This window comes from Aeromonas sp. QDB68 (assembly GCF_027707405.1).
Lineage (GTDB): Bacteria > Pseudomonadota > Gammaproteobacteria > Enterobacterales > Aeromonadaceae > Aeromonas > Aeromonas caviae.
On the sequence record NZ_JAPCIQ010000052.1, the window covers coordinates 14,858 to 28,086 of the forward strand.

Annotated in this window: 12 protein-coding genes; 4 read left to right on the plus strand and 8 right to left on the minus strand. The window is 60.0% G+C overall.

The features are described from left to right. Window positions 1-28: 28 nt before the first annotated feature. From rseP to rpsB, 8 genes are all read right to left on the minus strand, one after another. Entirely contained in the window at window positions 29-1,381 is a 1,353-nt protein-coding gene (gene rseP, locus PG892_RS14610; RefSeq protein WP_039039430.1) for a sigma E protease regulator RseP, read from the minus strand. 76 nt (window positions 1,382-1,457) lie between these two features. After that, window positions 1,458-2,654, minus strand: a complete 1,197-nt coding sequence (gene ispC, locus PG892_RS14615; RefSeq protein ID WP_042864260.1) for a 1-deoxy-D-xylulose-5-phosphate reductoisomerase — start codon at window positions 2,652-2,654, stop codon at window positions 1,458-1,460. A 67-nt stretch (window positions 2,655-2,721) separates the two neighbouring features. After that, the gene (locus tag PG892_RS14620; RefSeq protein WP_039039428.1) at window positions 2,722-3,579 is read right to left on the minus strand and encodes a phosphatidate cytidylyltransferase; all 858 of its coding nucleotides are present in this window, start codon (window positions 3,577-3,579) and stop codon (window positions 2,722-2,724) included. 27 nt (window positions 3,580-3,606) lie between these two features. Next, window positions 3,607-4,383, minus strand: a complete 777-nt coding sequence (uppS, locus tag PG892_RS14625) for a polyprenyl diphosphate synthase (protein WP_039039427.1) — start codon at window positions 4,381-4,383, stop codon at window positions 3,607-3,609. A 72-nt stretch (window positions 4,384-4,455) separates the two neighbouring features. After that, a complete protein-coding gene (frr, locus tag PG892_RS14630; protein WP_010673406.1) occupies window positions 4,456-5,013 on the minus strand; it encodes a ribosome recycling factor in 558 nt (185 codons plus the stop codon). Between the two features lie 95 nt (window positions 5,014-5,108). After that, entirely contained in the window at window positions 5,109-5,843 is a 735-nt protein-coding gene (gene pyrH / locus PG892_RS14635) for a UMP kinase (protein ID WP_010673405.1), read from the minus strand. Between the two features lie 71 nt (window positions 5,844-5,914). Beyond that, on the minus strand, window positions 5,915-6,796 hold the full coding sequence (gene tsf / locus PG892_RS14640) for a translation elongation factor Ts (protein ID WP_010673404.1): 882 nt from the start codon (window positions 6,794-6,796) through the stop codon (window positions 5,915-5,917). Between the two features lie 104 nt (window positions 6,797-6,900). Continuing rightward, a complete protein-coding gene (rpsB, locus tag PG892_RS14645) occupies window positions 6,901-7,629 on the minus strand; it encodes a 30S ribosomal protein S2 (RefSeq protein WP_010673403.1) in 729 nt (242 codons plus the stop codon). A gap of 358 nt (window positions 7,630-7,987) precedes the next feature. Between rpsB and map the strand changes: the two genes are divergently transcribed. From map to PG892_RS14665, 4 genes are all read left to right on the plus strand, one after another. Beyond that, window positions 7,988-8,776 (plus strand): type I methionyl aminopeptidase, encoded by a 789-nt coding sequence (map, locus tag PG892_RS14650; RefSeq protein WP_010673402.1) that lies wholly within the window; start codon window positions 7,988-7,990, stop codon window positions 8,774-8,776. Between the two features lie 64 nt (window positions 8,777-8,840). Continuing rightward, entirely contained in the window at window positions 8,841-11,483 is a 2,643-nt protein-coding gene (gene glnD, locus PG892_RS14655) for a bifunctional uridylyltransferase/uridylyl-removing protein GlnD (RefSeq protein ID WP_042015535.1), read from the plus strand. A 178-nt stretch (window positions 11,484-11,661) separates the two neighbouring features. After that, on the plus strand, window positions 11,662-12,489 hold the full coding sequence (dapD, locus tag PG892_RS14660; RefSeq protein WP_010673400.1) for a 2,3,4,5-tetrahydropyridine-2,6-dicarboxylate N-succinyltransferase: 828 nt from the start codon (window positions 11,662-11,664) through the stop codon (window positions 12,487-12,489). 277 nt (window positions 12,490-12,766) lie between these two features. Next, complete coding sequence (locus PG892_RS14665) at window positions 12,767-13,150, plus strand: DUF3461 family protein (RefSeq protein WP_039039426.1); 384 nt, start codon at window positions 12,767-12,769, stop codon at window positions 13,148-13,150. The last annotated feature ends 79 nt before the right edge of the window (window positions 13,151-13,229 follow it).

Consider the following 13,229-nt stretch of genomic DNA (forward strand, 5'->3'; position numbering starts at 1 on the left):
CTTATGTGTCCTTGTTGATGCTCTGGCCTCAGAGGCGAGCGAAATCATTAAACAGCGCAATGCCCATCAGTAACATCAGAATGGCGGCGCCTATCCTGAACCCAACTTCCTGAATTTTTTCCGATACCGGCTTGCCGGTGATCGCCTCGATGAGGAAATAGACCAGATGGCCACCATCGAGCACCGGCAGGGGGAACAGGTTGATGATCCCCAGGTTGACGCTGATGAGCGCCAGGAATCCGAGGAAATAGACCAACCCGTAATCGGCGCTGCTGCCGGCCCCCTTGGCGATGGAGATGGGGCCGCTCAGGTTGTCCAAAGAGACGATGCCACCGATCAGCTTGCCTATCATGTCGAAGGTCAGGGTGATCAGGCTCCAGGTCTTCTGGACCCCATGCCACAGGGCTTGCAAAGGCCCATACTGTAACAGAGTTCGATACTCATCCGGTAATGGAACCAGTTGCGGCGACAAGCCCACAAAACCGACCAGCTGGCCCTTCACTTTCTTCCCGTCCGGGGTCAGGGTCAGGGTCATCTCGCTGCCCCCGCGCTCCACCGTCACCTGCAGCGGCTGCGCCGGTGACTGCTGGACACGCTCGACAAACTGGGCCCATTCGGTGATGGCCTCTCCATCGACCCCCTTGATGCGATCCCCTATCTGAAGGCCGGCCTTCTCGCTGGCGCTCGACGGTACCACGGCCTCCACCACGGGCAGCACCTTGCCACCGAGGGGCACGATCCCGAGGCTCCCGATGGGTGACTCTTTGTCCGGATCGAATTTCCAGCCGGCCAGCTGCAGGGTCTTGTCCACTGCATAGCTGGTGTTGGCCGCCTTGAGCTTGAGCTGGACCGAGTCATCGCCAAGGTGGCTGATGAGGGCGTAGGTGACGCTCTCCCAGTCACCGGTCTCCTCGCCGCCGACGCCGACGATCTCCATGCCTGGCAGGATGCCGGCCTCTGCCACGATGGAGGCGGGACGCACCTCGCCCACCACGGGTTTGACGCTCGGCACCCCTATCATGAACATCAGCCAGAAGGCGAACAGGGCGAACACGAAGTTCGCCATGGGGCCTGCCGCGACGATGGCCATCCGCGCCCAGACGCTCTTGTGGTTGAAGGCCTGCGCCTCCTCCCCAGGCTTGAGTTCGTCGACCCGGCCATCCAGCATCTTGACGTAACCGCCAAGGGGGATCAGGGCCAGCACGTATTCGGTACCATCCTTGCCAAGGCGACGCCAGATGGCCTTGCCAAAGCCGATGGAGAAGCGCTCCACCTTGACGCCGCAACGACGAGCCACCCAGAAGTGGCCAAATTCATGCACCGCCACCAGCAGCCCGAGGGCCACGATGAAGGCGCCGATATTCCACAGAAGCCCGCCCATCAGCCGCGTACCTCGCGGTCATGTCCAGTCCTGCGCTCGAGAGCATGGAGAGGGGCTGGCTGCCACCACAGTCCGTTCATACGGCAAGCTCCTTTATCAGTTGCTGGGCACGGGCTCGGGCCGTACCGTCCAGGGCGATGAGATCCGCCAGAGAGCCGGCGGCACTGCTGCCCAGCTCGGCCATGACGGATTCGTTGACTCTGGCAATATCCATAAATCCGATCCGCTCTGCAAGAAAAGCCGCGACGGCCTCCTCGTTGGCGGCATTGAGGGAGGTGGTCGCCCCCTGCCCCTGCTGGCACGCCCTCATGGCCAGCGCCAGACAGGGATAGCGCTCATAGTCGGGCCGGATAAAGCTGAACTCTCCGACACTGAAGAAATCCAAAGGTTCCACACCGGACTCGATCCGTTCCGGATAGGCCAGAGCGTGGGCAATGGGAGTACACATGTCCGGGTTGCCGAGCTGGGCCAGTACGGAGCCATCCTTGTACTGCACCATGGAGTGAATGACGGACTGGGGGTGGATCACCACCTGGATCTGCTCGGGGGCCGCATTGAACAGCCAGCGCGCTTCGATGTACTCCAGCCCCTTGTTCATCATGGTGGCGGAGTCCACCGAGATCTTGGCCCCCATGGACCAGTTGGGATGGGCAATGGCTTGCGCCGGAGTGACATGGTGCAGTTCGCCCACATCGGCATAGCGGAAAGGCCCACCGGAGCCGGTCAGCAGGATCTTGCTGATCCCCGCCCCGGCCAGATCGCAGAAACCGGGCTGGCGCTGCACGTCGACCGGCAGGCACTGGAAGATGGCGTTGTGTTCGCTGTCGATGGGTAGCAGCTCGGCGCCGTGCTCGCGCACCGCCTCCATGAAGAAGGCGCCGGACATCACCAGCGCCTCCTTGTTGGCCAGCAGAATGCGCTTGCCGGCGCGCACGGCAGCCATGGTGGGTGCCAGACCCGCCGCACCGACAATGGCCGCCATCACGCTGTGGGCATCGGGGTGAGCAGCCACGTCGCACAGGGCTGCCTGACCGGACAACACCCGGGTGGTGCTGCCGTGAGCCTTGAGCCGACCCGCCAGATCACTGGCGGCGCCTTCGTCCACCATGACGGCGAACCGGGGGGAGAATTCGAGACAGTCGCGCAGCATGGCGTCCACGCTGCGGGCAGCGGTCAGCGCCAGCACCTGCCAGCGCCCGGGGTTGTGGCGCAGTACCTTGAGGGTGCTCTGACCGATGGAGCCTGACGCTCCCAGGATCACCAGGTTTTGCATCAAGACTCCTGATTGGGTAACAGACTGATGGAGCGGGACGCTCCCGGGATCATCAGTGCGCGAAACATCAAAACTCCGGACCGAGCAACAGGTAGCTGAGCAGGAAGACGGGCAGCGCCGCCGTCAGGCTGTCGATGCGATCGAGAATGCCCCCATGACCCGGCAACAGGGTGCCGGAATCCTTGATGCCGGCTTCCCGCTTGAACATGCTCTCGGCCAGATCGCCGAGCACGGAGGCCAGCACCGCCAGCAGGGAACAGAGCAGCACGGTGCCCATCTTGGCAGGCACGAAGCCCATGAACCAGGTCACGCCGATGGCCAGCAGGCTGGCGGTAAACAGCCCACCCAGCATGCCTTCGATGGTTTTACCCGGGCTCACGGCCGGCGCCAGCTTGTGTTTGCCGAACGCCTTGCCGAAAAAATACGCGCCAGAATCTGCCGCCCAGACCAGTCCCATCACGAACAGCAGGATCCAGGCCCCCATCATGGGGTCGTGATAGAAGTTGTAACCGCGAATGGCCACAAGGGACCAGAAGAAGGGAACCAGGGTCACCAGACCAAACAGGGATTTGAGCCAGATGGATTCACGCCACAGCCTGGCGCTTTGCGGGTAGCGCAGCACCAGCAGCAGCCCCAGCAGCCACCAGCTGACGGCAGTCCAGAGCACGCCCATCACCAGCGGATGCAGTTGGGGGATCCAGAGTTGCTCCACGGGCACCCAGAACAGGCTGGCCCCCAGCAGCAGACAGAACACCAGCGGCAACCACTGTTGCGGCTGGGCAGTGACGAAGGCACTCCACTCACGGCTGGCCAGCAGAAAGACCAGGGCGGCGAGCAGGGCAAAGAATTTCAACGGCAGAAAAAACAGCGCCCCCAACACCAGGGGTACTAACAGTAATGCGGTAATAATTCGTTGTTTTAGCAAAAGAAACCTCTCTCTTGGGAGCGGGGTTTAGCCGGTCTGTTGCGCGGCGATCAATTCCCGGATCTGTTCACCCGTACACCCGAAGCGACGTTCGCGAGCAACGAAGGAGGCAACTGCCCCACTGAACTCGGCCTCGTCAAAATCGGGCCACAGGACCGGGGTAAAATAGAGTTCGGCATAGGCGAGCTGCCAAAGGACAAAGTTGCTGATGCGATGATCCCCGCCGGTGCGGATCAACAGATCCACGGGGGGCAGATCAGCCATGCAGACATGACGACCCAATGCCGCCTCATCGACCGCCTCGGCATCCAGTTCACCCGCCGCCACGGCCCGTGCCAGGGTCCGGGCCGCCTGGGCGATGTCCCACTGACCGCCATAGTTGGCGGCGATATTGAGGGTCAATCCCTGATTGTTGGCGGTCAGGGCCTCGGCCTTGGCGATCTTGGCCTGCAGCCGCTCGCTGAAGCGGGCAGTGTCGCCAATCACCCGAAGGCGAATGCCGTTGCTGTGCAACTTGCTCACCTCGCGACCCAGCACCGTCATGAACAACTCCATCAGGGCGTTTACTTCCCCTTCCGGACGGCGCCAGTTCTCGCTGGAAAACGCAAACAGGGTCAGCGCCTCCATCTTGGCACGGGCGGCAAAGGCCACGGCCTCACGCACGGATTTCACGCCCGCCTTGTGCCCGGAAACCCGCATCTTGCCGCGGTTCTGGGCCCAGCGACCATTGCCATCCATGATGATGGCGACGTGACGGGGCAAGGACGAGCTGGCGCTATCGCCTAGCGCTGCCAAAAGCGACATTCATTTCTCCCACAAAGACAAAAGCGCCGTGCAGGGGCACTACACGGCGCTCGTAATATACCTGTCGGAGGCTTAGATTTCCATTAGCTCCTTTTCCTTCACAACCAGGGCGTCATCCACCAGCTTGATGAAGGTATCGGTCAGCTTCTGGATCTCTTCCTGGGCGCGACGGTCGTCGTCTTCGGAGATCTCTTTCTCTTTCAGCAGGGCTTTCAGGTCGGCGTTGGCATCGCGACGGATGTTGCGAATGGCAACCCGGGCACCTTCGGCTTCGGCACGGACGATCTTGGTCAGATCACGGCGACGCTCTTCGGTCAGCGGCGGCAGCGGCACGCGCAGAGTCTGGCCGTTGCTGGACGGGTTCAGGCCCAGATCGGAGGTCAGGATGGCTTTTTCCACCGCCTGGATCATGGAGCGATCGAAGATGGAGATGGAGAGAGTACGGGCATCTTCTGCCACCACGTTGGCCAACTGCTTCAGAGGAGTGGCAGCACCGTAATACTCCACCTGGATGCCGTCAAGCAGGCTCGGGTGAGCACGGCCGGTACGGATCTTGGACATCTGGGTCTTCAGCGACTCTACGCTTTTGCCCATGCGGTCCTTGGCGTCGTTTTTAATCTCGTTGATCACAGTGGTTTTCCTTTTGGCGAACGAGCCGACAGGCGGCTCGTATCTATCTTGTTGACTGGCGTAATGGACAAGCGAGCCTGGGGCTCACACTTGCCTTACTTGCTGGCCTGGTGGATCAGGGTACCTTCCGGCTCACCCATGATCACGCGGCGCAGCGCGCCCGGTTTGTTCATGTTGAACACCCGGATCGGCAGATCGTGGTCGCGGGCCAGGGTAAAAGCAGCAAGATCCATCACTTTGAGTTCTTTTTCAAGAACTTCATCATAACTCAGTTCCTGATAGAGCACGGCATCCGGGTTCTTGACCGGGTCATCGGTGAACACGCCATCGACCTTGGTGGCTTTCAGCACGACGTCGGCTTCGATCTCGATACCGCGCAGGCAGGCTGCCGAGTCGGTGGTAAAGAAGGGGTTGCCGGTACCGGCAGAGAAGATCACCACCTTGCCGGCACGCAGCTGGCTGATGGCTTCGGCCCAGCTGTAGGAGTCGCAGACCCCTTGCAGGGAGATGGCCGACATCAGGCGGGCATTCACATAAGCACGATGCAGGGCATCACGCATGGCCAGGCCGTTCATGACGGTCGCCAGCATGCCCATGTGGTCACCCACCACGCGATTCATGCCTGCCTTGGCAAGGCCGGCACCACGGAACAGGTTGCCGCCACCGATGACCAGACCGACCTGAACACCCAGCTCAACCAGCTCTTTGATCTCTTGGGCCATCCGTTCCAGCACCGCCGGATCAATGCCGAAACCCTCGGATCCTTGCAGGGCTTCACCACTCAACTTCAGAAGAACACGTCTGTATGCAGGCTTGGGATTGGTACTCATGTCACTGATTCCTGGTCATATAAAGACCGCGACATAAGTCGCGGTCTGGGGAAACGGAAAAACCGGTTCGATTAGGCCTTCTGAGCGGCCGCGATCTGGGCTGCTACTTCAGCAGCGAAGTCGGTCTCTTGCTTCTCGATGCCTTCGCCCACTTCGAAACGGGTGAAGGAAACAACGTCAGCACCTTCTTTCTTCAGCAGCTCGGCAACGGTCATGGAAGGATCTTTCACGAACGGTTGACCAGTCAGGGAAACCTCACCGGTGAACTTCTTCATGCGGCCTTCAACCATCTTCTCGGCGATCTCTTTCGGCTTGCCGGAGTTGATGGCGATGTCGATCTGGATTTCGCGCTCTTTGGCAACGACTTCGGCAGACACGTCTTCCGGTTTGACGAATTGCGGGCTGTTGGCAGCAACGTGCATGGCCAGATCTTTGGCCAGCTCGTCGGTACCGCCAACCAGCTTGGTGATAACACCGATGCGGGAGCCGTGAACGTAGGTGCCCAGGTTGTCACCTTCAACCAGCATCACGCGACGCAGGTTCATGTTCTCACCGATCTTGGCGATCAGGTTGGTGATGGTCAGCTCGACGGACTCGCCGTTGCCGAAGTCGGCGGCTTTCAGCGCGTCAACGTCAGCGATTTTCTGGGTAGCAGCGATCTCGACGATCTTCTGACCCATGGCCAGGAAACCGGCATCCTTGGAAACGAAGTCAGTCTCGCAGTTCAGCTCGATCATGACGGCAACGTTGCCTTCGGTACGGGCGAAGATCACACCTTCAGCGGCGATACGGCCAGCTTTCTTGGCGGCCTTGGCCTGACCGGATTTACGCATGTTCTCGATAGCCAGCTCGATATCACCGTTGGCTTCTTCCAGCGCTTTTTTGCAATCCATCATGCCAGCGGCGGTGCGCTCGCGCAGTTCTTTTACCAGGGCGGCAGAAATGTTTGCCATGTCCAGTATCCTCGGTCTTGAATTGACAAGAAACAGGGGCCACAAGGGCCCCTGCTAACCAATTACATCAGCTTGGTTAATAAGGGCTTTTCAGTCCTTATCAATTACTCAGCTTCAACGAAGCCATCTTGTTCGGCTTGAACAACGATGTCCTGCTCGCGGGCTTCCAGAACGGTGTCAGCAGCAGCGTTCAGGTACAGCTGTACGGCACGGATAGCGTCGTCGTTACCCGGGATGACATAGTCAACGCCGTCCGGGTTGGAGTTGGTATCAACGATGGAAACTACCGGGATACCCAGGTTGTTGGCTTCTTTGATAGCGATGTGCTCGTGGTCGGCATCGACAACGAACAGAACGTCAGGCAGGCCGCCCATGTTCTTGATACCACCCAGGCTCTTCTCCAGCTTTTCCATTTCGCGAGTACGCATCAGCGCCTCTTTCTTGGTCAGCTTGTCGAAGGTACCGTCTTCGCTCTGGGTTTCCAGATCTTTCAGGCGCTTGATGGACTGACGAACGGTTTTCCAGTTGGTCAGCATGCCGCCCAGCCAGCGGTGGTTAACATAGAACTGGTCGCAACGCTCAGCGGCTTCTTTGACGGCTTCAGACGCGGCACGCTTAGTACCTACGAACAGTACCTTGCCTTTCTTGGCAGCTACGGAGCTGATGAAGTTCATTGCATCGTCAAACATCGGAACGGTTTTTTCCAGGTTGATGATGTGAACTTTGCTGCGGGCGCCGAAGATGTAGGACTTCATTTTCGGGTTCCAGTAACGAGTCTGGTGACCGAAGTGAACGCCGGCTTGCAGCATGTCGCGCATAGAAACTTTAGCCATTTTATACCTCTGTATTGGGGTTAGGCCTCCACACATCCCATATAACCGACCCGTTAAGGCACCCCGGCATATGTGTCGATGTGTGTGTGTTGTTGAGTAAGGGTGATGGCATGAGGACACGAGTTCCCCATTCCGGCGCGCTTTATACCATAACTTTGGTCATGACACCACCAGCCCGGGTGCTAAAAATGGATCCCGGACCATGGTGCGACCGCCTGATGACGTTGCGATGACGATCACACTGGAAGTAAACGGGGGTTGGGGATAAAATTTCGCCCTGATTGCAAACGCATCTATTTTTCATTACCTGGTTGTTGGGCATCGGCAGGATGCGCAATCAGGCCCCAAGAGAGATCCCATGTCCATTAAAATCAAGACACCGGAAGAGATTGAAAAAATGCGTGTCGCCGGCCAGCTGGCCGCCGACGTGCTGGTCATGATCGCCCCCCACGTCAAGGCGGGCGTCACCACAGACGAACTGAATACCCTCTGCCACGACTACATCGTCGACGTGCAGCAGGCCATCCCCGCGCCGCTCAATTACCACGGCTTCCCCAAGTCCATCTGTACTTCGGTGAACGATGTCATCTGCCATGGCATCCCGAACCACAAGAAACTGCGGGAAGGGGACATCATCAATCTGGACATCACCGTCATCAAGGATGGTTATCACGGCGATACCTCCGCCATGTTCATCGTGGGCCAGACCACCCCCCTGCGTCGTCAGCTCTGCAAGGTGGCCCAGGATAGCCTCTATGCCGCCATCAAGCGGGTGCGCCCGGGCATGTGCATCACCGAGATCGGCGCCGTCATCCAGCCCATCGTCGAGCAGGCAGGCTTCTCCGTGGTACGCGACTACTGCGGCCATGGCATCGGTGCCGAGTTCCACGAAGAGCCGCAGATCCTCCACTACCGCAACGGCGGCAAGCTGGAGCTGAAAGCGGGCATGTGCTTCACCATCGAGCCCATGGTCAACAGCAAGAAGTACCATTGCAAGGTCAATCCGAAGGATGGCTGGACCGTCACCACCAAGGACGGCGGCGACTCCGCCCAGTGGGAGCACACCCTGCTGGTGACCGAGGATGGCTGCGAGGTCCTGACCCTGCGCCCCGACGACACTATCGAGCGTTTTATCCGCCACGTTTGACATTCAACCCCGGCCGCGCGCCGGGGTTGCTCTTTACCCGGCCCGACCGAGAGTGTGACATGCCATGGATGCCAGCCTGCTTTCTCCCCATCTGCTCCCAGACGATCAGCTCACCCGTGACAACTGCAAGGAGTACCTGAGCCGCTTTCTCGCCTGGCTGCACGAGCGCTTCGACGCCGGTGACAACATCATCGAACTAGTGGCCACCCGCTCCGAATACATGGACGCGCTGCTGACCAGGCTCTGGCACAAGTTCGGCTTCGACAGGACCGAGCTCACCCTGATCGCGGTAGGCGGCTATGGCCGCGGCGAACTCCATCCCCACTCCGATATCGACCTGCTGATCCTCTACGAAGGAGATGAACTGGACGAGGTGCTGGGGCTTCGCATCGGCGAGTTCATCACCCTCTTGTGGGATCTCAAGCTGGAAGTGGGGCAGTCGGTGCGCAACGTGGCCGAGTGCATCGAGCAGGGTCGCAACGACATCACGGTTGCCACCAACCTCATCGAGGCCCGTTACATCACGGGTCGCCTGGCGGGATTCGAGCAGTTGCAGGCGGCCACCCAGCCCCAGCACTTCTGGCCGAGCGAAGCCTTCTTTCGTGCCAAACGCGAAGAGCAGGCCCTGCGCCACCAGCAGTTTCTCGGCACCGCCTACAAGCTGGAGCCGGATCTCAAGAACAATCCCGGGGGGCTTCGCGACATCCAGACCCTGGCCTGGGTCGCCCGCCGCCACTTCGGCGCCACCACCCTGTTCGAGATGACCAGCCACGGTTTTCTCAACCGGGCCGAGTACCGGGAGCTGCTCGACTGTCAGAACTTCCTGTGGAAGGTGCGCTTCGCCCTGCACATGGCCATCAACAAGGGGGATAACCGTCTCTTGTTCGACCGCCAGCGCACCGTGGCCCAGATGCTGGGGTTCGAGGGGGAAGGCAACGGCCCGGTTGAGCAGATGATGAAGCGCTTCTACCAGACGGTGCGGCGGGTGGCCGAGCTCAACGAGATGCTGCTGCAACTCTTTGACGAGGCCATTCTCGGCAACACCGCCATGGACGTGCGCCGCATCAGCGACGAATTCCAGCTGCGCGGCCGCCTCATCGATGCGGTGGACTCCGAGCTGTTCGGCCGGGATCCTGCCGCCATCCTGCGACTCTTCTACCAGATAGCCCAGCACCCGGAGATTGCCGGCATCCACTCCGCCACCTTGCGCCAGTTGCGCGAGGCCAGACGCACCCTCAACTGCTGGCTGCAAGATCTACCCGAGTGCCGCCGTCTCTTCATGGCGCTCCTGCGCCACCCCAACGGCATCGGCCAGCCCCTTACTTTGATGCACAAGTACGGGATCCTCGCGGCCTACCTGCCCCAGTGGAACCTCATCGTCGGTCAGATGCAGTTCGACATGTTCCACGCCTACACGGTGGACGAGCACACCCATCGGCTGCTGCAGAACATCCATCGCTTCCCGAATCCGGCCAGCCGCCAGACTCACCCGCTCTGCCACGAGGTGTTCACCCAGTTGCGCAAGCCCGAGCTGCTCAGCATCGCCGCCCTCTTCCACGACATCGCCAAGGGCAGGCGCGGCGATCATTCCGAACTCGGGGCCGTGGATGCGCTGGAGTTCTGCCAGTTGCACGGGCTGGATCGCTATGAGAGCCGACTGGTCGCCTGGCTGGTGCGCCACCATCTGCTGATGTCGGTCACCGCCCAGCGCCGCGACATCTACGACCCGGATGTGGTCACTGACTTCGCCCAGAAGGTGCGGGATGAATTGCACCTCGACCTGCTCTATTGCCTGACCGTGGCCGACATCTGTGCCACCAACGACAGTCTGTGGAACGACTGGAAGGGCACCCTGCTGCGCGAACTCTACTTCGCCACCCAGAAGGCCCTGCGCCAGGGGTTGGAAAACCCGCCGGACATGCGCCTCAAGATCCGTGAAAATCAGCGCCAGGCCAGGCAGATCCTGACCCAGCGCGAGGTGCCACAGGAGGCGGTCACCGCCCTCTGGAACGACTTCAAGGCCGATTACTTCCTGCGCCACAGCCCGGAGCAGATCGCCTGGCACTGCCGCAAGATCATCGCCCACGGTGACAACCCGGCCCCCCTGGTGCTCATCGGCAAGCACCCCATACGGGGCGGTAGCGAGGTGTTCATCTATTGTCGCGATACCCCCAACCTCTTTGCCACCGTGGCCTCGGCGCTGGATCAGAAGAACCTCAGCATCCACGACGCCCAGATCATGAATTCGCGCAACGACTACGTGCTCGATACCTTCATCGTGCTGGAACCGAACGGCGAGCCCATCAGCCCCAACCGTACCGCCACCATCAAGAAGGCGCTGGAGAAAGCCCTTCAGGAGCCGGGCAAGCTGGTGCTGCGCAGCAAGCCCCTGTCCAGACGCCACCGCCAGTTCAGCGTGCCGACCAGGGTGGTCTTCCTGCCCCACAAGGGGGAAAACCGCCACACCCTGCTGGAACTGACGGCCCTGGACACTCCGGGCCTATTGGCCCGTATCGGTGCCGTGTTCCAGCAGTGCGGCCTCTCCCTCCATGCCGCCAAGATCACCACCATCGGTGAGCGGGTGGAGGACTTCTTCAGCCTCACCACCCTGGCCGGAGAGCCGCTGAACCCGGAGGAGCAGCAAGCCCTCGAGGAGAGGCTGGTCAATCAGCTCAACCCCCAGGAACCGGTTGGCGAGAGTGCCTGACACGCTCGGATGAAGCCTCGAAAGAGGCTTTTTGACGTATTGATTCCTCAATCAGAACAAATGGTTGGACCACTCAAGTACAATAAATCGCCCTGATTCTGAAGAAATCGGCGAGAGCCCTTAAAAACGATTGGAAAAGTGTGATACAACAAACAGAATTTTATAAAGGAAACCTGTCATGACCCAGTTGCAACAGACCATCGAAGCGGCCTTCGAGCGCCGTGACTCCATCACCCCCGGCTCCGTCGATGCCGCCACCAAGGCCGCCATTCTGGAAGCCATCGACCTGCTGGACTCCGGCAAAGCCCGGGTTGCCGAGAAGATTGCCGGCGAGTGGGTCGTCCACCAGTGGCTGAAGAAGGCCGTGCTGCTCTCCTTCCGCATCAACGACAACGGCATCATCAAGGGCGACGATGCCCAGTATTACGACAAGGTTCCCCTGAAGTTCTCTAACTACACCGAAGAGCAGTTCAAGGCTGCCGGTGTTCGCGTCGTGCCGCCCGCGACCGCGCGCAAAGGCTCCTTCATCGCCCCGAACACCGTGCTGATGCCCTCCTACGTCAACATCGGCGCCTTCGTCGATGAAGGCACCATGGTCGACACCTGGGCCACCGTGGGCTCCTGCGCCCAGATCGGCAAGAATGTGCACCTCTCCGGCGGCGTCGGCATCGGCGGCGTACTGGAGCCACTGCAGGCCAACCCGACCATCATCGAAGACAACTGCTTCATCGGTGCCCGTTCCGAAGTGGTGGAAGGGGTGATCGTCGAGGAAGGCTCCGTCATCTCCATGGGGGTCTTCATCGGCCAGTCCACCCGCATCTATGACCGCGAAACCGGTGAAATCCACTACGGCCGCGTCCCGGCCGGCTCCGTGGTCGTTTCCGGCTCCCTGCCCTCCAAGTGCGGCAAGTACAGCCTCTACGCCGCCGTCATCGTCAAGAAGGTGGATGCCAAGACCCGCGCCAAGGTCGGCATCAACGCCCTGCTGCGCTCCATCGACGAGTAATCCACGCCGATGTCATCAAGGGCACCTCTGGTGCCCTTTTTCATGCCCGCTCTCATGGGTGGGCGCCAACTCCCCCCTGCCCCACCAGCACTGCACACCCCCATGAGACGATACCGCTTATGGCAGTGCAGGCAAGGCGTTCACCCCTCCCCCTTGGCTCGTTGATTAAAAAAGACCTTTTTGACACCAATTTGAATTTGGCGCGCCTGTCACAGGCAAGGCGTCCGGACTCGGGTAAGATAGAGGGGTCAGGATCGTTTCAAACCAAGGAAGCCCGATGTACGAGAATCTCAAGAGCCTGGGGATCCAGGAACCCACCTCGGTGGACAGCTACACCCTGCGCCAGGAAGCCAACCACGACATCCTCAAGATCTATTTCAAGAAGCAGAAGGGTGAATTCTTCGCCAAGAGCGTCAAATTCAAATACCCTCGCCAGCGCAAGACCATGCTGGTCGACTCGGGGACCCATGAGTACAAGGATGTCACCGAGATCAACGCCAACCTCAAATACGTGGTGGATGAGCTGGACAATCTGACCCAGGGCGGCCAGCCTTCCGCCGATCCGGACATCAAGCAGAAGATACTGCGCGACTTGCGTCATCTGGAAAAAGTGGTGCAGAACAAGATCAGCGAGATAGAACGGGATCTCGAAAAGCTTTAAGCCTGACTCTTATACACAAGTAGCGCCCTGAACGGAACCATTCCCGTTTTCCAGGATCTGATCTTCCATGTGACCTCCT